This is a genomic window from Actinomadura rugatobispora (assembly GCF_042656285.1).
Classification (GTDB): Bacteria; Actinomycetota; Actinomycetes; order Streptosporangiales; family Streptosporangiaceae; genus Spirillospora; species Spirillospora rugatobispora.
Map to the genome: position 1 here is coordinate 1 of NZ_JBHSON010000031.1, position 21,512 is coordinate 21,512.

A 21,512-nucleotide genomic window follows, 5' to 3' on the forward strand; every position below is an offset into this window, starting at 1 on the left:
CGCGGTCGACGGCAACGCGTCCCCCGGATTGAGTCGACCGTCGGCGACCTGTGCTCGCAGGTCATCGGCGATCTGGAGGTATCCGGGGCGTCCCGTCCTCTTGACCATCGTCCGCCTTCCCTCATGGCTGTGGACTCCAGTTCAGCACAGTCCGACCGACCAAGAAAGCCAAGGCTGCCTTGACAGCTTGGCCGTCTATGTCGACTATGTTGTCTAAGTACTTCACAGGACGGACCGCAGGAGGATCCGCGTGCGCAACATCCCTGTAGACATCTCGGCTCTCACATTCGTGTGTGTGTCGCCGCCGCGTCCGAAGCTGGTGGACCAGGACACGGGCGAGGTGAAGGTGGACCGCAGCGGGCGGACGGTGTTCACCGTGGGTCTGTCGGCGGCCGACCCGATGGGCCGGGTCGAACTGCTGAACATCTCGGTTTCCGGCGACCAGGAGGTCACCCTCGGCCAGATCGTCTCCCCGGTGGGCCTGGTGGCCTTCCCGTGGGAGCAGGTCCGCAACGGTGAGAAGCGGTGGGGCATCGCCTACCGCGCCGACCGCATCGTCCCCGCGGCCGTGCCCTCGCCCGCCACTGCGGACGCCGCTTGAGCCGGGGGAATGACGGTGAATGATTCGCTGATGGTGCTCGGGGTCCTGGCCGCTGCGGCGGCCGGGCTCTGGGCCTGGCGCCGCTGGCACCCGGCCTCGTTCTGGTACGGCGTGGCGTTCCCGGCGCGGGCGGTGCTGGTCTACCTGACCTGGCATCACATCGCCTCCGGCTGCAAGCTGACCCGGCACCGCCAGCGCTGGCGCCTCACCCTGGACGCCGTCCCCGCGGCGGGCCTGGTGGTACGCGGCGCGGCCGGGATCGTCGAGCACAAGCGGCGCATGCGCCGTGTCGACGTCGAACGCGCTCCGCGGCTGGGGCTGCTGCGGCCGACCGCTCAAGGGTGGCGAGTTCGCCTGCGGCTGCACGATGGCCAGGTCCCGGCCGACTACGAGCGTGCGGCGGAGGGGATCGCGCACGCGTGGCGGGTGCACTCGGTGCGGGTGGTGGACGTGCGGCCGGGTCTGGTGACGCTGTGGGCAACCATGCGCGACCCGCTCACCGAGGTGACCGTGACCCCGGCGACAGGTGAACTGCTGCGGGTGCGGCCGGGCAAGCTGGAGAACGGCCAGGACTGGGTCATGGACCTGCGCACCGTCCCGCACTGGCTCAACGCGGGCGCCACCCAATCAGGCAAGTCGAACCTGGCGAACGCGATCATCGCGGGCCTGGCGCCACAGCCCGTGGCGCTGGTCGGGTTCGACCTTAAGGGCGGTGTGGAGTTCACCCCCTACGCGCCCCGCCTGTCGGCGCTGGCCACGACCCGTAAGGAGTGTGTGGGGCTACTGGATGACCTGGTGGGCGAGGTAGAGGCCCGCATGGCCGTGTGCCGTCGGCACGGTGCCCGGAACGTGTGGCGGCTGCCGGAGAGCCTGCGGCCGGTGCCGATCGTGGTGCTGATCGACGAGGTCGCCGAACTGTTCCTCATGGCCGACAAGGCCGAGAAGGACGAGGTGGCCAAGACCGGTACAGCGCTACTGCGGGTGGCTCAGCTCGGCCGGGCGTTCGCTGTCCACCTGATCGTGTGCGGCCAGCGGATCGGGTCCGACCTCGGGCCTGGCGTCACCGCGCTGCGCTCCCAGTTGTCCGGGCGGGTCTGCCACCGGGGCAACGACCCCGAGACGGCGAACATGACGCTCGGCGACATGGATCCCGCTGCCCTGGACGCCGCTCGCGCCATCCCCGCCGAGACTCCCGGCGTGGCCGTCGTCGCCGGTCAGGACGGTTCCTGGCACCGTGCCCGGTCGGTCTACCTCTCCGAGGAGACGGCAGAGCAGGCCGCCCGCGACCACGCCCACCTGACCCCTGCCTGGGACATCGTCATCGGCTCTGTCCCCACCACGCGCCCGCCTCTGCCTGAGGCCGCGTAACCCCCGCTTCTCCCCTCCCTGCGGCTGGGTGTGAGCCCTGATCACGCCACGTCCCTACCCGACCCATGCCCGAAACCGCACTCTCGGAGGTAGTAGCCATGGCTGCCCAAGTGATCGCCCTTCGTCCCCGTCCCGTCCCCGCGTCCCTGCCCGTCCCGGCAACCCGTCCCCGGTCGTCCTGGGCGTCCCCCGCCGTCCCGCCGGTCGCCGTGGGCTGGGACGCCTTCCGCTCCCTGCACCTCGCCCGGTGCGAGATGTGCGCCGACTCCTTCGCCTCGTCCCGCGCCGACGAGGTCGACCAGTGGGCCGACACGCACCGCTGTGACCTTGAACTGGTCGCGCTGCTGGCCGAGATCACCGTCCGGCGGGCGGCATGACCCGCCTCCTGGGCGCCGTCGCCGACTCCGGGCCCGTCCTGATCCTGGCGGGGATCGCTGCGGCGGGGTCGTTCACCCACATCCGCGACACCGCCACCGAACATGGCCAGGGCGGTTGGATGGCCTGGGCCATCGCGGTGTGCATCGATCTGACGTGCGTGATGGCGGCCCGTGAGCGGCAGCGCGACAAGCGCACCGACCGGCACACCGGGCGGCTGTCGTGGCCGACGGTGGTCCTGGTCGGCGGCATCCTGCTGTCCCTGGCCGCGAACCTGGCGCAGGCCGACCCGTCCCCGTGGGGCTGGATCACCGCTGCGACGCCCGCCGGCGCCTTCCTCGTCGCGGTCTCCATGCTCGAACGCCGTACCACCGGGGCGACCGGCCAGGGCGACGAACAGTCGCATTCGACTGCCGCAGCGGTGATGACGGCGCCGCCGTCCTTCGGCCGTCCCGACCCGTCCCCGGCACCCCTGCCCCAGGACGAGAACCGTCCCGAGTTGGCCGCCGATGTCTCTGCTCGTCCTGGCGAGGAGGGCGACCAGGACGGACAGACCACGATTCCCGTCCCCACCGACGAGGGCGACACCTCCTCGTCCTCGTCTCCGGCGCCGCTGGTCGACTTCGCCCGCCGTGTGCGCCGCCGAACACCACACCGCGCACGGGCGCCCGATCACCCGTGACGCGCTACGTGCCCGGCTGGGGGTGTCCAACCAACTCGCCTCCGACCTCCTCCGCCAGCTCCGCACCGAACACGCCTGACCGATTGAGGGAGACCACCATGACCGCCCCCACCGACCCGACCCGCCCGATCGTTCCCGGTGACCTGTTCGCCCGCCACCAGACCATCACCGGCCTGCGCGCCCTGGCCGACTTCATAGAGGACAACCCGGCCGTGCCGGTGACCTCGCTCGGTGAGTTCTACGCGGTCTACACCCGCACCGACACCGACGCGGACGGCCGCGCCCTGATCGACGACGTCGCCGCACTCCTGGACGTCCAGGTCTGCGACGACACCGACCGCGGCGGACACTACCGGGCCAGCCGCTCCTTCGGCCGCATCACCTACCAGGCCGTCCACATCCCCCCGCGCGCCCAGGAACTCCACGAAGCCCGGTGGAGCTACGCACGCAACATCGTCCTCGACCCGCCCACCGACGAGACCACCAACGGGGCCCCGGGTGGCGCCGACGAGTCGGCCGATGGCGAGCAGGCCGCCTGATGGACGACCACATCCCGGACGACCCCCAGCGTGAGGACTCCCCGCCCGTGGTGGTGTGCGTGCGGCGCTGGGCCTGCGGCACCTGCGGCGGACGCGGCATCGCCTCCGAAGGCGAGACCTGCCCCGACTGCAACGGCTTCGGCAACTGCTGAAAGGACAACCGCCCATGTTCCTGCGCCGCTGCGGCTTCGCCGCCCTCTGGATCGTCCTGGCCCTGTACGTACTCCGGCACCCGACCACCGCCGCCGACTCACTCACCGCCGTCTTCAGCGCCATGGCCGCGCTCGCCGATGCGCTCTCGGCCTTCGTGACCGCCCTCTGACCACGCCCCCGGCGCGGCAGCACAGCCGCCAAGCAAGCACACCGCGCCGGGGGCCACGCCCCTCGCCCGCCTCAACGACGAACGGGAGACCCGCCCATCGTGCCCGACGCCGCCCCGGCCGTCACCACACCCCACATCACCGGCGTCGCCGCCCGCGACATGGCTACTCGCTACAACCGGCCCGACTTCGCCCGCTGGGCCAAGCGAGCACGCTCCACCGGCGGGTGCGCCCAACCCGTTCACCTGCGGGGCCGCGTCGAGCACATCGACCCGATGACCGGTGAAGTCCTGCACCGCTACTCCACGGCCCGCGAACCGGGCGGCGTGCTGCGGGTGGCGTGCAAGACACGCCGCGCCTCCCGATGCCCGGCGTGTGCCGAGACCTACCGCGCCGACACCTATCAACTGGTGCGGGCGGGGCTGATCGGTGGGAAGGGCGTACCGGTCTCGGTCACCTCTCATCCGGCGGCGTTCGTCACCCTCACCGCGCCGTCCTTCGGACCCGTGCACTCCCGCCGCGAGCAGGGCAGGAAGGCGGCGCCGTGTCGTCCTCGACGCAACGGCGGGACGTGTCCGCACGGTCGGCCGGTGTCGTGCGCCGTCCGACACAGCCCCGATGACCCTCGGCTGGGGCAACCGCTTTGCCCCGACTGCTTCGACTACACCGGCGCCGTTCTCTGGAACGCCCACGCACCCGAACTGTGGCGCCGCTTCACCCTCGCCGTGCGCCGCCACCTCGCCAAAGCCGGCGGGCTGCGCATCGGTGAACTGCGCGAGGCACTGACCGTCTCCTTCGCCAAGGTCGCCGAATACCAGCGGCGCGGCCTGGTCCACTTCCACGCCGTCATCCGCCTCGACGGACCCGGCGGACCCGGCGGACCCGATGCTGCCCCACCCGCCTGGGCGACACATGACGTGCTGGCCGCTGCGGTCACGCATGCGCGTGGGGCGGTCGCGGTCTCCTCCCCGGCGGTCAACGGCGTCCCCGCCCAGACGCACGAGTGGGGGACACAACTCTACATCCGCCCCATCACCACGTCCGGAGACCTCACCGATCGGGTGGTGGCCGGCTACATCGCCAAGTACGCCACCAAGGCGGCCGAATGCGTCGGCACCCTTGACCGGCGGGTTCGGGCGACCGATGACCTCGACGAGTTGCCGGTTACGGGCCATGCCCGGCGGCTGATCGCCGAATGCCTCCGCCTGGGCGCCCTCGACGAGTTCGCCGAACTACGGCTGACCGACTGGGCACACATGCTCGGCTTCCGCGGCCACTTCTCCACCAAATCCCGCGCCTACTCCACCACCCTCGGCGCCCTCCGTGAGGCCCGGATCGCCCACAACCAGCAGCAACACGAAATCACCACGGGGCGGTTGCCGCTCACCGACGAGGACCAGGTCCTCGTTGTCGCACATTGGCGCTACCTCGGCCAGGGCCTCACCCCCGGCGAAGTACTCCTCACCGCCGCACTCACCGGCAGACCTCTACCGCCGCTCAACATCACCGCCACCGCACAAGGGAGCACAGCTTGACCGAACTGGTCCTCACCGTCGACGAAGCCGCCGAACGGCTCCGCGTCAGCCGCTGGACCCTCTACAACCTCATCCGCTCCAACCAGCTCCGGACGATCAAGATCGGTCGCCGTCGTCTCGTCCCCGCCAACGCTCTCGCTGAATACCTCGACCAGCTCACGGAGGTCGCTGCCTGATGGCCGTCACCACCCTGCTCGCCGTTCCGGATGAACCGGAAGAGACGCCGGTCTTTAAGCCTCGCAAGGGTCGTTCGCGCAAGCGTGCCAATGGGGAAGGGACGATCTACCAGCGGAAGGACGGGCGATACGAGGGAGCGGCCTTCGTACCGACGACCGCCGGAACCTTCAAGCGGGTGCGTCTCTACGGCCGGACGCGTGACGAGGTACGGCGGAAGCTGACCAAGGTCCTGGAACAGGCTGACCAGGGCATCCCCGTAGCGGCCGAGAGTTGGACAGTGGCGCAGTACCTCACGTACTGGCTGGAACACGTCGTCCAGCCGGAACGCAAGCCCAGGACTGTCCAGGGGTACGAGAGCGTGATCCGGCTCTACCTGGTTCCTGAGCTGGGTAAGAAGCGCCTCGGCAAGCTCGCCGTGCGGGATGTGCGGTCCTTCATCAACCGCGTGCGGGCACAGTGCCTCTGCTGCAAGCACGGGGTGGACGCTGCGCGCGACGTACCGCGCTGCTGCGCTCTCAAGGGTGGGGAGTGCTGCGAATCTCACCCCTCGGTTCGTATGGTCCAGTCGATCCATGCCGTACTGCGGAACGCCCTGGAATCGGCCGTCCGGGAGGAGGTCATCCCGCGCAACGTGGCCAAGCTGGTCAAGGTCACGACGCCCAAGTACAAGGTCAATCGGGGACTCACGGTCGACCAGGCGCGCGACGTCCTCAAGGCCGCCGCCGGCGAACGGCTCAGCGCGCTGTACGTCCTGGCGCTATGCCTCGGCCTGCGGCGCGGGGAACTGCTCGGCCTGCGCTGGGAGGACGTCACCCTCGTCGGATGCCGCGCTTGTGCTGGGGAAGGCGGGGAGATCGACGGTGAGGAGTGCCAGACCTGCGCCGGTAGCGGGGTGGAGAGCGCCACGCTGGAAGTCGTACAGACGCTCCAACGGGTCAGGGGAGCGCTGCGCTTCGTCCGCCCCAAGACCGACGACTCGGAGCGGACCATCCCGCTGCCTCCGAACTGCATCACGGCCCTGTGCGAGCACAAGGTGCGGCAGGCAACCGAACGGGCCGACGCCTGGGACGACTGGGAAGATCACGGGTTGGTCTTCCCGTCCCGGCGGGGGACGCCCATGGAGCCGGACAACCTTCGCCGAAGCTGGGGGCGCGTCCGCGCTGCGGCCGGGCTGGACGGGGTCCGGTTTCACGACATGCGGCACACCTGCGTCTCGCTGCTGCTGCACCTGGGCATCGCGCCGAACGTCGTCCGGGAGATCGTTGGTCACAGTGACATTGAGGTGACCATGACGATCTACGCTCACACCTCGCTGGACGACAAGCGGGTGGCTCTTCGGATGCTGGGGGATGCGCTCGGCTGAGGACGTTGCCGTCAGGGTTGCCGTCAAAAAGGCCCGGAACCGATCACGGTCCGGGCCTTTTGGCTGGTCAGAAGTGTGGGCAGGGGCGGGGTCGAACCGCCGACCTTCCGCTTTTCAGGCGGACGCTCGTACCGACTGAGCTACCTGCCCATGACGCGCATCCGCACGTCTTGCGGTCCTGACGGGATTTGAACCCGCGGCCTCCACCTTGACAGGGTGGCGAGCACTCCTAACTGCTCCACAGGACCTTGCTGTCCAGAGCCTAGCGGATCTGGAGGGGGTCTCCGACCGGGGCTGGCCCGTTTCTCGGCGACCTCCGGAAGCATACGTGATGGGCGGAGGGGACGCCAACTCGATTAGGGATACCCCCTGTGGGGATGGTGGGGCGGTAGCAGGGGTGTCACTCCTGGTGCTTTGGTGAAGAGAGGGGCCTGATGGCGGAGGGGTACGAGAGAGGGCTCGGGACCCGGCAGATCCAGATGCTGGCGATCGGCGGGACGATCGGGACCGGGCTGTTCCTCGGGGCCGGGAAGAACATCGCCAAGGCGGGGCCGAGCCTGATCCTGATGTACGCGGTGGCGGGGCTGGCGCTGTTCTTCGTGATGCGGGCGCTCGGTGAGCTGCTGATGTACCGGCGGGCGGACGGGGGCTTCGCGGACTACGCGCGGGAGTTCATGGGGCCGTTCTGGGGGTACGCGACCGCCTGGACGTACTGGATCATCTGGGTGACGACCGGGATGGCGGAGCTGACCGCCGCCGGGGAGTACGTGCGGTACTGGTGGCCGGAGTTCGACCAGTGGAAGACGGCGCTGATCGCGCTGGTCGTGCTGTTCGTGGTCAATCTGATCTCGGTGAAGATCTTCGGCGAGCTGGAGTTCTGGTTCGCGATGGTCAAGGTCGCGGCGATCGTCGGGATGATCGTTGTGGGGCTCGGGGTGCTGGTGATCGGGTTCAGTGACGCGGGGAAGACCGCGTCGGTGACGAACCTGTGGTCGCACGGCGGCGTGTTCCCCGAGGGGTTCGGGGCGACGCTGATGACGTTGCAGATGGTGATGTTCGCCTATCTGGGCGTGGAGTTGGTCGGGGTGACCGCGGGCGAGGCGAAGGATCCGGAGAAGAACATCCCGAAGGCGATCAACGCGCTGCCCATCCGGTTCGCGCTGTTCTACCTGGGGTCGCTGCTGGTGATCCTGTCGGTGATCAGCTGGACGGAGTTCGAGGAGGGCACCAGCCCGTTCGTGCTGGCGTTCACCAAGATCGGTATTCCGGCGGCGGCCGGGATCGTGAACTTCGTGGTGCTGACGGCGGCGCTGTCGTCGTGCAACGCCGGCGGGCTGTACTCCACGTCCCGGATGCTGCGGACGGCCGGGGCCAACGGGGACGGGCCGAAGGTGCTGGCCCGGCTCAACGGCCGCGGCGTGCCCGTGCTGACGGTGGTGATCTCGGCGGTGGTGATGGGCATCGGCGTGGTGGTGAACGCGGTCGTGCCGGACAAGGCGTTCGAGTACATCACCTCGGTCTCCACCGGTGGCGCGATCATGGTGTGGGCGGTGATCGTCGTGTCGCACCTGGTGTACCGGCGGCGGGTGCGCGCGGGGCTGGTGCCCGGGTCGGAGTACCGGATGCCGTGGGCTCCCTACAGCAGCTGGGCGGTGCTGGCGTTCTTCGTGCTCGTGACCGTGCTGATCGCCTGGGAGGCGGACACGCGGGTGGCGTTGTACGTGATGGCCGGGTGGCTGGTGCTGGTCGCGGTCGCGTGGCCGCTGGTGCGGCGCGGGTCCAGTGCCGGGCGCGGTGCCGAGAAGGAGACGGTGGTGGCTTGAGCCGGGGTCTCCCCGGGCGTTTCCGCCCGGGGAGGCCTTCGGGTCAGGCGAGGCGGCCGTTGACGAGTTCGGCGCGGATGCCGTCGAAGGTGCTGCGGAAGCGGCGGTCGTGTGAGACGACCAGGAGCGAGCCCTTGTACGCGGCCAGGGCCTCTTCCAGTTCCTCGATGAGGGCGAGGGAGAGGTGGTTGGTGGGTTCGTCCAGGATCAGCAGGTCGGCGGGACGGGTGACGAGCCGGGCTATCTCCAGGCGGCGGCGCTGGCCGATGGAGAGGGCCGCGGCGGGCTTGGACAGGTCCTCCTCCCGGAAGAGGCCGAGGTCGAGCAGGGCGGTCGCGTGGTCGTCGGACGGTCCGGGGAGACCTTCGGCGAAGACGGTCAGGACGGTGCGGCGCGAGTGTTCGGCCGGCAGTTCCTGGCGGAGGTAGCCGATGCGTCCCGGACGCTTCACCTTGCCGTGGTCCTGGGCCAGGTCTCCGGCGAGGACGCGCAGGAAGGTGGTCTTGCCGGCGCCGTTCGGGCCGGTGAGCAGCATGCGTTCGCCCGGGTGCAGTGTGAATGTGTTGATGTGCAGGCGGCCGGCGACGCGTACGTCGGTGAGTTCGGCGGTGCGTCCCTTTCCGTGGAAGCGGGCGTTGAAGCGCAGCGGGTCGGGTGGGCGCGGCACCGGGTTCTCGTGGAGCCGCTGGAGGCGTTCACGGGCGTTGCGGACCTGGGCCGAGATGCCGCCTTCGTGGGAGCGGCGATGGCTGCGTGCGCGGTCCTCGCGCGCGGTGGGCCGGACGTTGGCGAGCCGCACCGCGTTCGTCTCGGCCAGGTCGGTCTGGCGGGCGACCTCGTCGACCCATTCGGCGTACTCCTGTTCCCAGCGGCGGCGGGCGGCGGCCTTGGCGGCGAGGTAGCCGTCCCAGCCGTCGCCGTAGCGGGTGACCGTATGGAGGTCCCGGTCGACTTCGAGGATGGCGGTGGCGAACCCTTCGAGGAACGCCCGGTCGTGGGTCACGGTCACGACCGTGCCGTGGTGCTCCCTCAACCGTGCTTCGAGCCAGGACACTGCTTGGTCGTCCAGGTGGTTGGTGGGCTCGTCCAGGAGGAGCAGTTCAGGGGAGGCGGCCAGTACGCAGGCCAGGCCCAGGCGTGACTGTTCTCCGCCTGAGAGCGTGCCGAGCGTCCTGGAGCGGGTGATGTGCGCCAGGCCGAGGGCGTTCATCGCTGCGTCGACGCGGGCGTCGGCCTCGTAACCGCCGCGGGCCTCGTACGCGCTGAGCAGATCGCCGTACGCGGCGAGTTCGTCGGGCGTGGCGTCGGCGAGGCCCTTTTCCGCCTCGCGCATGCGGCGTTCCATGTCGCGCAGGTCGGCGAGGGCGTGGTCGATGGCGTCGGCCACGGTGAGGTCGGGCGCGAGGCCGAGGGTCTGGCCGAGGTGCCCGGTTCCGCCGTCCGCGACGACGGTGACGGCGCCCGCGTCGGGGCGTTCCGTACCGGCGATGATGCGGAGCAGCGTGGACTTGCCCGAGCCGTTCTCGCCGATGACGCCGATCTTCTCGCCGGCCCGGACGGTGAACGAGACGTCGTCGAGCACGACGCGGCCGTCATAGGACTTGGCGACGTCCTTGACGGTGAGCTGTGAGGTTGCCGTATGCGGATGGCGGCGGTTCATGGATGCGTCTCCTGGTGGGTGCGGAACGGGTCCGCTCACCGGGGCGCGGCTGAGCCGGTTCGCCCCCTGCGCGCGTACGGAACGAAGGCTTGCGTGCGGTGCTGTGCCCGTGTTCGAACGGCCGTGGAGAGGAAGGGAACAACGTGAACCCGGCGGCGAGCGGGAAGAAGCGGTTCTCTGCAAGGCCGCGCCCGAGGACGTCGTCGAAGACGTGAGAGGTCGTTCCGAACCTGGGGAACGACGGGGTGCGGCATCTCCTGCGGAACGGCTCTGGCCTGCCGGTCGGGTACGTGGCGCGGGACGCGAGGTCCGCGGACTCAGCCGGGTGCCGTGATCGCGCGGGAGATCAGAGAGCGCGCAGCCGGCCGGTGGGGTTCATCTTGGGTGTTCCCATGCGCCTCATGTTACCGGACGGTGATGGCCCCGTGCTTGTGGTGACCGTCATAGTACGGTGTGTCCCCCTGGGCGCCGGCGGACGACGCGTTCTAAAGTTGGGACCGTCTCGGCAATGGCGGCCGTAGACGCGGGTTGCGAAGTCCTGGAGCCAGCCGCAGACCCCCAGAGGGCTGGAGGCGCATGTGACCGGCAGAGCGGTGGCGCGCAGTCTCGGCGCCCGGCTGGACAGCCTGCCCCACTATCCGGGCCTGCCCCGCACGATGCTGGAGCTGCGGGTCCGCTGGGTGCTCCTGGTCGTGGTCGTGGTCGCCAACGCGGGCGGCGCGGTGGTGGTGCTGCTGTTCGCCATCTTCGTCGTCCCGGACCCGCCGCTGGCGGACGTCGACCACGTGCGGCTGGTCAACACGGTCGCGTTCTTCAGCTATCCGGTGGTCGCGGGGCCGGGCGCGCTGGTCCTCGGGCTGTACCTGTGGCGCCCGGTGGTACGGCTCGTCCGCGAGGGCGGCATCCCCGACCAGGCGCAACGCCGTGCCGTGCTGCTGGGACCGTTCCGGCTCACACTGCTGGTCGGCGCGCTGTGGGTGGTCGGCGCGTTCGGCTGGGCGGTGCTCGACCTGGCGCTCTTCACCGCGCGGCTGGCGGTGAAGACCGGGCTGACCTGCCTGCTCGGCGCGATGACCACGTGCACGATCGTCTACCTGCTGTCGGAACGGCTGCTGCGTCCCGCGGCGGCGCTGGTGCTGGCCAGCGAGCGGCAGGAGGCGGAGAACCGCTGGCGTCCCGCCGCCGCGGCCGCCGCCGGCGCGGACGGGCAGCCGCGCGGGCTGTCGGAGCGGATCGCGCTGCCGGGCGTCACGACCCGGGTGATGCTGTCCTGGGCGCTCGGCACCGCCATCCCCGTGTTCGGGATGATCTGCGTGGCGATCGCGGCGCTGGCGGCCCCCGGCATCGCCACCACCCAGCTGGCGATCACGGTCCTCGGGCTGGGCGGCGTCGCGCTGCTCGTCGGGATGTACGTGACGTACATCGGCACCCGGGCGATCGCCGACCCGATCAAGTCGGTGCGCACCGGCATGGCCCGCGTCGAGCGCGGCGACCTGGGCGCCGAGGTGCCCGTGTACGACGCCAGCGAGGTGGGCCGCCTCCAGGTCGGCTTCAACCACATGGTGGCCGGGCTGCGCGAGCACGAACGGCTGCGCGACCTGTTCGGCCGGCATGTCGGCGAGGAGGTCGCGGGGCTGGCCCTGGAGCGCGAGGACATCGAGCTCGGCGGCGAGACCCGCGAGGTGGCCGTGCTGTTCGTCGACCTCACCGGCTCCACCCGGCTCGCCGAGACCCGCTCGCCCGACGAGGTGGTGGGGCTGCTCAACCGGTTCTTTGGCGTCGTGGTGAACGTGGTGGGCGCGCACGGCGGCTGGATCAACAAGTTCGAGGGCGACGCCGCGCTGGCGATCTTCGGGGCGCCCACCGAGATCGAGGACGCCGGCGGGGCCGCGCTGGGCGCCGCGCGCGAACTGGCGGTGCGGCTGCGCACCGAGGTACCGCAGTTGGACGCGGGCATCGGCGTCTCGGCCGGGCCCGTGGTCGCCGGCTACATCGGAGCCGAGAAGCGGTTCGAGTACACCGTCATCGGCGATCCGGTGAACGAGGCGGCCCGGCTGAGCGACCTGGCGAAGGTCTCGCCCGGCCGCGTGCTGGCCTCCGGGACCGTCTACGACCTGGCGGACCCGCGGGAGTCCTCGGAGTGGGAGGCCGGGCGTCCCGTTACGCTGCGCGGGCGGCGCCGCCAGACCCGGCTGGTGACGCCGCGTCCGGCCGCCGTCGCCGATCCCGTCGAGCCGCCGGTCCCGGCGCCGACGGCGGTGGCGGGTATGTCCGAGGCCGCCGTCTCGGCCGCCCGCCGCCTGCGCCTGCCCCGCCCGCCGCTCCCGCCGCGTTTCCGCCGGCCGCGGCGGATCCCGCTGCGGCCGTCGATTCCGATCCCGCTCACGATGACGGTGTCGCTGGCCCGCGTCATCCGCCCGTCAAAGCCCACACCCGCCTCGCGTCCGGCCGATCCGTCCGATTCGGCCGGTCCCGGGGATCCTGCGGCTCCCACTGATCCTGCGGGCGCTGCGGAGACTGAGGATCCCGCCGTCCCCGCAGATCTCGCGGGCGCCGCGGGCCCTGCGCAGAACGCGCGCGCCGCTAAAACCGCAGCCCCTGCGGACGCGGCGGGCCCTGCGGAGAGTGCGTCCGCCGCGGAAACCGCGGCCCCTGCGGACGCGGTGGGCCCTGCGTCAAGCGTGCGGGACGCGAAGAGCGCGGGTTCTGCGGACGCGGCGGGCCCTGCCGAGAACGCGGGTGGTACGGAGACCGCGGGCCGTGCGGAGAGTGCGCGCCGCGGAGACTGAGGAGCCCGCGAGCGACGCAGGCCCCGCTTCCCGCGTGCGGGATGCGAGGAGCACGGGCTCTGCGGGCGCGGCGGGACGTGCGGCGAGGGCGGGTGGCGCGGAAGGCGCGGGGCCTGTGGAGGGCGGGGGGCGGGGCTGTGTCTTAGCCCGTGGAGGGGCGGCCGAACGGCGTTCCGACGCCCGCTGAATCGGATATTGCGGAAACTAAGCACGTTACGCGCAAAGAGGCGCAGCAGTAGCGTTACAGCGAGTCTCCGGGCGAAACGGGACACAGAAGGTCATACGGTAGACACTATCTGCTACCAGGTCGTTACTCTGAAGTCATCCGGCGCCTTGACGGTGGGAGCGAGAGCTCCTAGTCCGAGAGGTGACGAATGTTCCGACGGCTCGGTTTCTCGTTCGCCGCGATCATGGCCGGGACGTCGCTGGCCGCCGCCGCGCCCCCGTCCGCCACCGTCGCCGCCGGCCGGACGCAGCGGACGCCCGCCCCGGGGCCCGCAATGCCCGCGGCTTCGTCGGCCGCGAACGTCGCGCTCCCGGCCGCGCAGCGCACCGCCGCGCGGGCCCGTCTCGCCAACATCGCCCATCGGGGCGCGTCGGCGTACGCGCCGGAGAACACGCTTCCGGCGCTCCGGGCGGCCAGGTCCCAGCGCGCCGACGTCGTCGAGGTGGACGTGCAGCAGACCAAGGACCGCAAGCTGATCCTCATGCACGACACCACGCTCGCGCGTACCACCAACGTGGAGTCGGTCTTCCCGCGCCGCAAGCCGTACCGCGTCTCCTCGTTCACCCTCAAGGAGATCCGCAGGCTGGACGCGGGTTCGTGGTTCGGCAAGAAGTACAAGCGCACGCGCGTGCCCACGCTGAGCGAGTCGCTGCGCGCGATGGGCGGCAGCGGGGTCGGCATGCTGATCGAGATCAAGCGGCCGGGAGGGTACCCGGGCATCGAGCGCCGCGTCGCGGCCGAACTGCGGCGGCACCCGTCCTGGCTGCGGCGCGATCCGGCGGAGCGGCGGCTGGCCGTCCAGTCGTTCGACTGGAATTCGATGCGGCGCTTCCACAAGGCCATGCCGCGCGTTCCGATCGGGCTGCTCGGGAAGCCGGCCACGAGCCGGTTGCGAGGGCTGGCCAAGTTCGCCGACCAGATCAACCCGCCGCAGCGCGGACTGACCGCCGCGTACGTCAAACGCGTGCACAAGCTGAAGATGGACGTCCTCACCTGGACGGTCAACGACAAGGCCCGGATGCGCCGTGCCATCCGCCTGGGCGTGGACGGCATTTTCACCAACAAGCCCAAGGTGCTCGAAAGCGTGCGGAAGGAGCGCCGCTCCCGCCAGGCCGCCGGGTAGCGGGTCCGAGCGCCGCGCCCTCCTTTCGGTTAGCGTCAGAGCATGAGCCGAGTGCACGACATGGGCGGCCAGCTCGGATTCGGTCCCGTGCCGGTCGTGGTCGGCGACGAGCCGCCGTTCCACGCCGACTGGGAGGCGCGGGTGTTCGCCGTCAGCGCCGTGCTGCTGCGCGTCGGCGTGTTCACCATGGACGAGTTCCGCGACGCCATCGAGAGCCTGCCGCCGGAGACCTATCTCCGGTCGTCGTACTACGAACGGTGGCTCCACGCCATGGAAGGGCTGCTGGAGGCGAAGGGCCTTGTCTGAGGCGTCCGCGTTCGCCGTGGGAGACCGGGTGCGGGTAAGGCCGGGCGACCCCGTCCACCACACCCGGGCGCCCCGCTACGTGCGCGGGCAGGCCGGCGAGATCGTCCTGTCGCACGGTGCGTGGCCGCTGCCGGACGACGGGGCGCGCGGCATCGACCCGCCGCGCGTGGAGACCGTGTACGTCGTGCGGTTCGACGCCCGCGACCTGTGGGGCGGCGAGGGCGGGCACACCGTGGCCGTTGACCTGTGGGAGTCCTACCTTGAGCGCTGCTGACCACCACCACGCCGAGACGGCGGAGCACGAGGACCTGCCGGTGGCCGCACGGGTGCGGCGGCTGGAGGAGCGCGTGATCGCCGCCGGGCTCACCACCGACGAGAACCTTGACGCGTTCATCGGCGAGTTCCTGCGCCGCGCCTCGCCGGTGAACGGGGCGCGGCTGGTGGCGCGGGCCTGGACCGACCCCGGTTTCCGTGAACGGCTCCTAGCCGACGGCAACGCCGCCGTGGCCGAGCTCGGACTGAGCCCCGGCGACCCCGCGCGGGAGGGCTACCGGCTCCAGGTCGTCGCGAACACCGAGGGCGTCCACAACGTGATCGTCTGCACGCTCTGCTCCTGCTACCCGCTGTCGCTGCTGGGCCCGTCCCCGTCCTGGTACAAGAGCCACGCCTACCGGGCCCGGACGGTACGGGAGCCGCGGGCCGTGCTCGCCGAGTTCGGGCTGACCCTGCCCGCCGAGGTGGAGATCGCCGTGTGGGACTCCAGCTCCGAGGCGCGCTACATGGTGCTGCCGCGCCGCCCGTCCGGCACCGGGGACCTGACCGGGGACGAGCTGGTCGCCCTTGTCACCAGGGAGGGCCTGATCGGCACCGCCGCCGTCTGATCGGCCCCGGCGGGTGCCTTCGGTGAGATCTTTGTTGTCTCTTAGCCGACCGTCGCCCGTCCAGGGAGCGCGTTCCGGCGCCCGGGGTGATTACCTCACCTTTGGGAGGTCGGGTGGCCGGACGGCACACAGGGTCCATACGGGTGCGCATGACCCTCAAGGCCGGGGTCCTCGCCGCACTCGTGTCCGTCGCTGTGACCGCCCTGCTGATCGTCGCCGTGCGGGGCCGGGCCGAGGACTTCAAGCAGAACCAGACCGGTCGGGCCGCCCTGGGCATCGTCCACCTCATCAAGCGGGACCGGCTGCCGCCGACGCTCAACCCGGCCGGCGCGCAGGCCCTCCAGGTGCTGAACGCGGGCGGCCGGGTGGTCGCCTCCACGCCCAACCTGCGGGGACGGGGAAGGATGGCGCGGTTCCAGCCCGACGAGGACAACGTGTTCGCCGTGCGCACGCTGTGCCCGCCGTCCGGGCTGCGCGGCTGCATGCGGGTCATCTCCTTCCGGGTCTACCAGCAGGACGGCGACTGGACCGTGTACGCGTCCGACCGGGGCGTCCCGTGGTACGTCAGCGGCGGGCTGCTCGGCTTCCTGGTCGCGGCGTCGGTGCTGATGAGCCTGATGGCGGCGGTGCGGACCTGGCGGACCGTGGACCACACCCTGGCCCCGGTGGACGCCATCCGCGCCGAGCTGGCGGAGATCACCGACACCGAGTCGGGGCGGCGGGTCCCCGTCCCGGCGAGCCGCGACGAGATCCGGCTGCTGGCCGAGACCGCCAACGCCACGCTGGACCGGCTCGACGCCGCGCTGGCGCGCCAGCGGCAGTTCACCTCGGACGCCTCCCACGACCTGCGCAGCCCGATCACGGCGGCCCGGGCCCAGCTGGAGGAGGCGCTGCTGAATCCCGCAGAGGCCGACTGGCCGCGGGTGGGCCGGTCCGTCCTGGCGAGCCTGGAGCGGCTGCAGGCGATCGTCACCGATCTTCTCGAACTGGCCCGGCTGGACGCCGTCGCGCAGGGGGACGGCGCGGGCCGCCGCGGCGAGCGGCTGGACCTCGGCGCGCTCGTCGACGCGGAGTTGGACCGCGCGTCGCGCTACCGGCAGAAGCGGCTGGTCAGGTCGCTGGAGCAGGGCGTGGAGGTCCAGGGGGACCGGCTGCGGCTGTCGCGGCTGCTCGCCAACCTGCTGGACAACGCCGAACGGCACGCCGTCGAGCAGATCACCGTGACCGTGCGGGGGGACGACGGGGCCGCGGTTCTGGAGGTGACCGACGACGGGGAGGGCATCGCCCCGGAGGACCGCGAGGCCGTCTTCCAGCGTTTCGCCCGGTTGAAGGCGGGCCGTGAACGCGACGCGCAGGGGACGGGACTTGGGCTGCCCATCGCCCGTCAGGTAGCGCGCGCACACCACGGCACCCTCACGGTCGAGGACAGCCCGCGAGGCGCCCGTTTCGTCCTGAGACTCCCGCGCCGCCAGCGACGCCCCGGAACCTGACGTTTCCGCGAACACGACCGGCGAGCGGGCCTGACCGATGCCTGCGACCCATGAGCCGTGAGGGGAGCGGGCTGGGCGCCTGGAGCACGGAGCCCGGTACATGAGGCAGGCGGCGCGAGGCCGGATGCGCAAGGCGGCGAGCTTGGGTGGGTTGTGGGTTTGTGGCCGCGTGCGCGACGCGAGCGGTGTAGGGCACGGGCCGAGTGCCTGCGGCGCCGGAAAGCGGAAACCGGGCTGGGCGGGAGACCCGAGGGCCGGATTGGTGCGCGGGGCGCGAGGATGATCGGGCCGCGTGCGCGGGGCGCGGGGCCTCGGGGGCGTGCGGGGCGCGGGGCCTGGGGCTGCGGGGCGCGAGGGCCGGGGGCGGGTGCGCTGGGCGCAGGGCCGGGCGGGGGCGCGAGGCGCGCGGGGCGGGGCGCCTGGGGGGCCGGGTGCGGGGAAGGGCCCGGCCTCTTGTCAGGCGGCGGCGGTGGCGGTGGACAGGTGCATCCAGGCGGAGATGTCGGATTCCTTGACGGTGCAGCTGACCTGCTGGTAGCTCGCCGGGACGACGTGCCCGGGGGCGTGGGCGATGACGTTCTCGTAGACGAAGACGGAGGCGATGAAGCCGAGGTCGGATCGGGTCTTGGCGAGCCACTCCTTGAGGATCGGGGCGTCCAGCAGCCGGGCGGTGTGGATGACGGCCGAGCCGGCGACGCCTTCGTCGTCGTGGGTGACGGGGCCGACGTGCAGCGCGACGCGCAGCTGGATGCGCACGGCGTCGCTGGCGCGGCGGTTGTGGCGGCGCAGGCCGGCGGTGAGGTCGGCGATCAGGGGGTCGACGACCGAGCGGGTGGGATGCTGCGGCGGGACGATGATCATCGCTCCGTCGCCGCGGTCCTCGCGGTGGCAGTCGTCCCAGGGGACGCTGGATCCGGCGAACGCCTCGCGCAGCAGCCGGTACATCACCTGGCGGACGGCGAGCCGGTCGTCGTCGTTGCGGTGCGGCGCGCTGAACCCGGCGATGTCGACGAACATGATCGAGCACATCTGCCCCGCCCACGTGGCCGACCCGGAGGCGGGCGCGGGGACGGTGGCGGGGGCGGGCTGCGATGGGACGAGCGCCGACGCCGGGGAGGCCGACAGCATGGACGGGGAAGGGGACGGGTAGGGCGTCGTGGGTCGTGTGGGCGCGCGGTGGGCGCCGCCCAGTTCCGGTGGGGCCGGGGCGGGCGTGTAGAGCGCGGTGGCCGTCAGGTCGGGTGGGAAGACGATGTCGGTGGACGAGCCGCCGCTCTCGGTGAGGCGTTCGTAGAGTTCGCGTTCCAGGACGGCGACGACCCGGGGGTGGTCGGACAGGAACGCCGCGAACTGCTGGGTGGTCATGCACAGGGTGCGCACGACGTCCAGGGCGACGATGCCGGCCGAGCGCTGCCGCAGCAGGAGCGCGGCGCGCTCGCCGATGATGTCGCCGGGGCCGCGGGTGGCGATGATCCGCTCGTGGCCGTCCCGGATGACGCTGACCCGGACGTAGCCGGACAGGATGACCAGCAGGTGCCCGGCGACCTCGCCCTCGTGCCAGAGCACCGCCCCGGCGGAGTAGATCTTGGTGGTGGCGGCGATGCTGAAGGCGTGCCGCTCTTCGCGGGTCAGCGACGCCCAGAAGCCGTGCGCGGGGAAGCCGGGCGGCAACTGCTGGAGTACGCCGTGCTGATGGTGGGGGTGGGCGCGTTCGCGCATGACCTGGGCCGGGTGCATCGTGTCGGCGGGGCGCGTTGTCCGCCCCGCGTGGTGGGACGCGGCGGTGGGACGGCGGTGGGTGTCGCCGCACTGGTCGGGCAGATGGCCGTGGTGGTCGGGGAGACGGCCCGTGTTGTCGGGGTCGAAGCGGTGTGCCGGGTCGAGTACCGGGTCTCGGGTCATTGGGCCCCCTTCGACGCGGGGGTTATGGCTGCGGTCGGGGTTGCCTTGTGGTCAGTACGCATATGGTCGAGTCACCCCATGCTCGAATGCGACTCCGAGGAACGATGGCGCTGGTCGGCGTTAGGCCGTTCCGATTCGAGTCCGTGATCGGATGGGCGCACCGATCGGAAGTCGCTGTCACCTATAGCCTGAACCGCGTGGACGCGGTTAGACTGGGTGAGTCCGTTAAGGTCGTTTTTCCTGGTCAGCGGAGTGTCTTGGCAAAGAGTGCCAGAACAGGTCCGAGGCTTGGTGAACGGCCCCGACGGTCCCGAAGGGGTCGCCCTCCGCTTCCTTTGATCTGCTTGGCTGGCTACCGGTGATCAGAGGCGAGTGAGGGCGACTCTATTTTTTTGTGCGTGTGTGACGAATTTCGGCGCTGTCATCTGCCTCCCGATCCGAGGGGGCGTCATCGGGTTGAGCACGCCGGGGCGCCGGCGCCGCCACTACCGAGAGTGCAAGATCTTCTTTACCATACCACGCACCGGGCTCGGTCCCATTGTGACCCCTGCTACGCTGCTACATAGCACGCTACAACATAGACTCGCGACATGCAGCATCCGGCAAGGTCGATTTGCAACTTTCACCCGTACTTATCGGCCTGATCACCTGGAACCGCGGGTGTTCAGGTCGATCAACGTCCACGGAAGGTGACGGGGCGGCAGGGATCGGCCTGGCGGGTTCCGGGATGCCAGGTAGCAGGCGAGTTGATGGCACCGACTACATAGAGTGAGCGAAGATGGCTAGTGATCAAGGGCCCATCGTCCAGAGCGCCCTGCTGCGCGGCGAACTCGTCCGGCTCCGAAAAGAGAAGGGGATGACGCAGGAGCAGGTGGCACGCGCCCTGGAGTGGTCGCCGTCCAAGCTCATCCGCGTGGAGGGCGGGAAGAACGCCATCACCCGTACCGATCTCCAAGCTCTCCTGCTCACCTACGACGTGACCTCGGAGAGCAAACAGGAGCGGATGCAGGAACTCGCCCGCGGCGCGCGCGAGAGCGCGTGGTGGAGCACCTACAAGGGGGAGGTCAGCGACGATTTCCTGAACTTCGTGGGATACGCGGCCGGAGCCTCCTACATCCGGCACTTCCACAACTCCATCGTCCCCGGCCTCCTCCAGACCCGCGAGTACGCCGAGGTCTTCAGCACCGGCCTGGTCAGCCAGATCATCCGTGCCCGCAACGTGCGCATGCGCATACAGCGCCAAGAGGAGCTGGCCAAGCGGGAGGTCCCGCCGAAGCAGCACTACATCCTCGACGAGGCCGTCATCCGGCGGCATGTCGGGATCAAGACCGATCCGGCGATCATGCCGCGGCAGCTGACCCGCATCGCCGACGAGGCCGAGCAGAAGGACGACATGACCGTGCGGGTGATCCCGTTCAGCGCGGGCGCCCACCTGGGCGTGTACGGGCCGTTCACCGTCCTGGAGTTCGAAGGGGGGCTCGGCGACGTCCTCTACATGGAGGGCATGACCGGCCCCAGCTCGCTGATCACCGGCGACGACCAGCGCGTCGCCGACTACCGCGACAACTTCGAGGTCCTCCTGGACGAGGCGCTGTCGCCTGAGAAGTCGGTCCAGCTGCTGCGCGAGACCGCCGAGGAGATGATGACCTGAACCCCGCCGGGCTTCCACCGCTGTCGATCATCACCGGAGGTGACAGCCTCGACCGGCACCCACAAGGCGAGCGGGCCTCATAACGCGTGAGCTGATCTTGTGTTCCCGGTGTATGCGGGATAACTAGAACCGTTTACACTCATGAGCGGGAAATTTTCCACAAGGTCGTGGTTTGTTATGCCCTGCTCGGCTCTGGTCCGGCGGGTGTCCTTGCCCGATCGACGGCGAGACAGACCCCGCCGGCAACGGATGGAGGGTGCTGGATGGTTGACCGGTCGATTCGGGGGAGCGCGCTGAACTGGCGCAAAAGCAGCGCGAGCGGAGAGAACGAGGATTCGCCGGAGTGCGTCGAGGTCGCGACGACCGGACGATCGGTGCTGGTTCGGGACTCGCACGCTCCCGCGGCCGGGGCGCTCGAGTTCGATTCCGCGCAGTGGCGGGGACTGCTGGGGCGGATCGCCAACGGGGAACTGGAGTGCCGTTGAGTCTGCAGACTCAACGCGCGGCGCAAGGTCATGCGTGAATGACCACAGGGCTCTCGCGCCCGGAGCAGACGGGTTTTCCCCTGTTCATTCCGGGCCGGTCCCCGGGCGAATCCCGGCGGTGGGCGCGCCGCCGGGAGGAGCAGGGGGCCGGGCCCGTCGTTTGCGTGCTTTCGTCGCACCCGGACGTCTCCTTCGAGGCGTTCGGTGCGCAATGGA

The 21,512-nt window shown here is 70.7% G+C and carries 20 protein-coding genes, 2 tRNA genes and 1 pseudogene; 19 read left to right on the top strand and 4 right to left on the bottom strand.

Going from position 1 to position 21,512, the window contains the following annotated elements; genetic code table 11:
- Nucleotides 1-250 precede the first annotated feature (250 nt).
- From ACFPZN_RS22155 to ACFPZN_RS22200, 10 genes and pseudogenes are all read left to right on the top strand, one after another.
- Complete coding sequence (locus tag ACFPZN_RS22155) at nucleotides 251-601, top strand: SCO3933 family regulatory protein (protein ID WP_464043948.1); 351 nt, start codon at nucleotides 251-253, stop codon at nucleotides 599-601.
- Nucleotides 602-610: 9 nt separating this feature from the next.
- Nucleotides 611-1,969 carry an FtsK/SpoIIIE domain-containing protein gene (locus tag ACFPZN_RS22160; RefSeq protein ID WP_378283992.1) on the top strand — a complete coding sequence of 453 codons (1,359 nt, stop codon included), beginning with the start codon at nucleotides 611-613 and terminating at the stop codon, nucleotides 1,967-1,969.
- Between the two features lie 98 nt (nucleotides 1,970-2,067).
- Nucleotides 2,068-2,346, top strand: coding sequence for a hypothetical protein (locus tag ACFPZN_RS22165; RefSeq protein ID WP_378283993.1), 279 nt, complete (start codon nucleotides 2,068-2,070; stop codon nucleotides 2,344-2,346).
- Nucleotides 2,343-3,105, top strand: a pseudogene (locus ACFPZN_RS22170) (DUF2637 domain-containing protein). The gene ACFPZN_RS22165 and the pseudogene ACFPZN_RS22170 overlap by 4 nt, the downstream one beginning before the upstream one ends.
- Nucleotides 3,106-3,124: 19 nt before the next feature.
- On the top strand, nucleotides 3,125-3,565 hold the full coding sequence (locus ACFPZN_RS22175; RefSeq protein WP_378283994.1) for a hypothetical protein: 441 nt from the start codon (nucleotides 3,125-3,127) through the stop codon (nucleotides 3,563-3,565).
- Entirely contained in the window at nucleotides 3,565-3,717 is a 153-nt protein-coding gene (locus ACFPZN_RS22180; protein ID WP_378283995.1) for a hypothetical protein, read from the top strand. Before ACFPZN_RS22175 ends, ACFPZN_RS22180 begins: the two co-directional genes overlap by 1 nt.
- Before the next feature lie 14 nt (nucleotides 3,718-3,731).
- Nucleotides 3,732-3,887 carry a hypothetical protein gene (locus ACFPZN_RS22185; protein ID WP_378283996.1) on the top strand — a complete coding sequence of 52 codons (156 nt, stop codon included), beginning with the start codon at nucleotides 3,732-3,734 and terminating at the stop codon, nucleotides 3,885-3,887.
- Nucleotides 3,888-3,986: 99 nt separating this feature from the next.
- Nucleotides 3,987-5,420, top strand: a complete 1,434-nt coding sequence (locus tag ACFPZN_RS22190; RefSeq protein WP_378283997.1) for a replication initiator — start codon at nucleotides 3,987-3,989, stop codon at nucleotides 5,418-5,420.
- A complete protein-coding gene (locus ACFPZN_RS22195) occupies nucleotides 5,417-5,596 on the top strand; it encodes a helix-turn-helix domain-containing protein (protein ID WP_378283998.1) in 180 nt (59 codons plus the stop codon). Before ACFPZN_RS22190 ends, ACFPZN_RS22195 begins: the two co-directional genes overlap by 4 nt.
- On the top strand, nucleotides 5,596-6,960 hold the full coding sequence (locus tag ACFPZN_RS22200; protein WP_378284000.1) for a tyrosine-type recombinase/integrase: 1,365 nt from the start codon (nucleotides 5,596-5,598) through the stop codon (nucleotides 6,958-6,960). The genes ACFPZN_RS22195 and ACFPZN_RS22200 overlap by 1 nt, the downstream gene beginning before the upstream one ends.
- Nucleotides 6,961-7,036: 76 nt before the next feature.
- On the opposite strand, the gene ACFPZN_RS22205 is transcribed toward ACFPZN_RS22200, so the two are convergent.
- Nucleotides 7,037-7,110: transfer RNA gene (locus ACFPZN_RS22205), tRNA-Phe, on the bottom strand.
- A 23-nt stretch (nucleotides 7,111-7,133) separates the two neighbouring features.
- Nucleotides 7,134-7,208: transfer RNA gene (locus ACFPZN_RS22210), tRNA-Asp, on the bottom strand.
- A 186-nt stretch (nucleotides 7,209-7,394) separates the two neighbouring features.
- Here ACFPZN_RS22210 and ACFPZN_RS22215 point away from each other — a divergent pair.
- Nucleotides 7,395-8,783: an amino acid permease gene (locus ACFPZN_RS22215; RefSeq protein WP_378284001.1), complete on the top strand. Its 1,389-nt coding sequence runs from the start codon at nucleotides 7,395-7,397 to the stop codon at nucleotides 8,781-8,783.
- A 43-nt stretch (nucleotides 8,784-8,826) separates the two neighbouring features.
- On the opposite strand, the gene abc-f is transcribed toward ACFPZN_RS22215, so the two are convergent.
- Nucleotides 8,827-10,443: a ribosomal protection-like ABC-F family protein gene (abc-f, locus tag ACFPZN_RS22220; protein ID WP_378284002.1), complete on the bottom strand. Its 1,617-nt coding sequence runs from the start codon at nucleotides 10,441-10,443 to the stop codon at nucleotides 8,827-8,829.
- 578 nt (nucleotides 10,444-11,021) lie between these two features.
- Between abc-f and ACFPZN_RS22225 the strand changes: the two genes are divergently transcribed.
- The 6 genes from ACFPZN_RS22225 (at nucleotide 11,022) to ACFPZN_RS22250 (ending at nucleotide 17,258) form a co-directional block, all read left to right on the top strand.
- Nucleotides 11,022-13,232 (top strand): adenylate/guanylate cyclase domain-containing protein, encoded by a 2,211-nt coding sequence (locus ACFPZN_RS22225; protein ID WP_378284003.1) that lies wholly within the window; start codon nucleotides 11,022-11,024, stop codon nucleotides 13,230-13,232.
- Nucleotides 13,233-13,606: 374 nt separating this feature from the next.
- Nucleotides 13,607-14,581 (top strand): glycerophosphodiester phosphodiesterase, encoded by a 975-nt coding sequence (locus ACFPZN_RS22230; RefSeq protein WP_378284004.1) that lies wholly within the window; start codon nucleotides 13,607-13,609, stop codon nucleotides 14,579-14,581.
- A 42-nt stretch (nucleotides 14,582-14,623) separates the two neighbouring features.
- Complete coding sequence (locus ACFPZN_RS22235) at nucleotides 14,624-14,887, top strand: hypothetical protein (protein WP_378284005.1); 264 nt, start codon at nucleotides 14,624-14,626, stop codon at nucleotides 14,885-14,887.
- Nucleotides 14,880-15,161, top strand: a complete 282-nt coding sequence (locus tag ACFPZN_RS22240) for an SH3-like domain-containing protein (RefSeq protein ID WP_378284006.1) — start codon at nucleotides 14,880-14,882, stop codon at nucleotides 15,159-15,161. The genes ACFPZN_RS22235 and ACFPZN_RS22240 overlap by 8 nt, the downstream gene beginning before the upstream one ends.
- Nucleotides 15,148-15,768 (top strand): nitrile hydratase subunit alpha, encoded by a 621-nt coding sequence (locus ACFPZN_RS22245; RefSeq protein ID WP_378284007.1) that lies wholly within the window; start codon nucleotides 15,148-15,150, stop codon nucleotides 15,766-15,768. Before ACFPZN_RS22240 ends, ACFPZN_RS22245 begins: the two co-directional genes overlap by 14 nt.
- Before the next feature lie 149 nt (nucleotides 15,769-15,917).
- Nucleotides 15,918-17,258, top strand: a complete 1,341-nt coding sequence (locus tag ACFPZN_RS22250) for a sensor histidine kinase (RefSeq protein ID WP_378284008.1) — start codon at nucleotides 15,918-15,920, stop codon at nucleotides 17,256-17,258.
- A 456-nt stretch (nucleotides 17,259-17,714) separates the two neighbouring features.
- Here ACFPZN_RS22250 and ACFPZN_RS22255 read toward each other — a convergent pair whose 3' ends face one another.
- Complete coding sequence (locus tag ACFPZN_RS22255; RefSeq protein WP_378284009.1) at nucleotides 17,715-19,160, bottom strand: cyclic nucleotide-binding domain-containing protein; 1,446 nt, start codon at nucleotides 19,158-19,160, stop codon at nucleotides 17,715-17,717.
- Nucleotides 19,161-19,938: 778 nt separating this feature from the next.
- On the opposite strand from ACFPZN_RS22255, the gene ACFPZN_RS22260 reads away from it, so the two are divergent.
- Nucleotides 19,939-20,811 carry a helix-turn-helix domain-containing protein gene (locus ACFPZN_RS22260; protein WP_378284010.1) on the top strand — a complete coding sequence of 291 codons (873 nt, stop codon included), beginning with the start codon at nucleotides 19,939-19,941 and terminating at the stop codon, nucleotides 20,809-20,811.
- Between the two features lie 263 nt (nucleotides 20,812-21,074).
- On the top strand, nucleotides 21,075-21,296 hold the full coding sequence (locus ACFPZN_RS22265; protein WP_378284011.1) for a DUF397 domain-containing protein: 222 nt from the start codon (nucleotides 21,075-21,077) through the stop codon (nucleotides 21,294-21,296).
- Nucleotides 21,297-21,512: the final 216 nt, after the last annotated feature.

What these genes read in the sequence shown, in the direction of transcription:
- ACFPZN_RS22230 (WP_378284004.1), top strand. Translation starts at nt 13,607, where the DNA reads ATGTTCCGACGGCTCGGTTTCTCGTTCGCCGCGATCATGGCCGGGACG.
- ACFPZN_RS22260 (WP_378284010.1), top strand. Translation starts at nt 19,939, where the DNA reads ATGGCTAGTGATCAAGGGCCCATCGTCCAGAGCGCCCTGCTGCGCGGC.
- ACFPZN_RS22175 (WP_378283994.1), top strand. Translation starts at nt 3,125, where the DNA reads ATGACCGCCCCCACCGACCCGACCCGCCCGATCGTTCCCGGTGACCTG.
- ACFPZN_RS22160 (WP_378283992.1), top strand. Translation starts at nt 611, where the DNA reads ATGACGGTGAATGATTCGCTGATGGTGCTCGGGGTCCTGGCCGCTGCG.
- ACFPZN_RS22215 (WP_378284001.1), top strand. Translation starts at nt 7,395, where the DNA reads ATGGCGGAGGGGTACGAGAGAGGGCTCGGGACCCGGCAGATCCAGATG.
- ACFPZN_RS22265 (WP_378284011.1), top strand. Translation starts at nt 21,075, where the DNA reads ATGGTTGACCGGTCGATTCGGGGGAGCGCGCTGAACTGGCGCAAAAGC.
- ACFPZN_RS22165 (WP_378283993.1), top strand. Translation starts at nt 2,068, where the DNA reads ATGGCTGCCCAAGTGATCGCCCTTCGTCCCCGTCCCGTCCCCGCGTCC.
- ACFPZN_RS22180 (WP_378283995.1), top strand. Translation starts at nt 3,565, where the DNA reads ATGGACGACCACATCCCGGACGACCCCCAGCGTGAGGACTCCCCGCCC.
- ACFPZN_RS22185 (WP_378283996.1), top strand. Translation starts at nt 3,732, where the DNA reads ATGTTCCTGCGCCGCTGCGGCTTCGCCGCCCTCTGGATCGTCCTGGCC.
- ACFPZN_RS22200 (WP_378284000.1), top strand. Translation starts at nt 5,596, where the DNA reads ATGGCCGTCACCACCCTGCTCGCCGTTCCGGATGAACCGGAAGAGACG.
- ACFPZN_RS22250 (WP_378284008.1), top strand. Translation starts at nt 15,918, where the DNA reads ATGACCCTCAAGGCCGGGGTCCTCGCCGCACTCGTGTCCGTCGCTGTG.
- ACFPZN_RS22235 (WP_378284005.1), top strand. Translation starts at nt 14,624, where the DNA reads ATGAGCCGAGTGCACGACATGGGCGGCCAGCTCGGATTCGGTCCCGTG.
- ACFPZN_RS22255 (WP_378284009.1), bottom strand. Translation starts at nt 19,160, where the DNA reads ATGACCCGAGACCCGGTACTCGACCCGGCACACCGCTTCGACCCCGAC.
- abc-f (WP_378284002.1), bottom strand. Translation starts at nt 10,443, where the DNA reads ATGAACCGCCGCCATCCGCATACGGCAACCTCACAGCTCACCGTCAAG.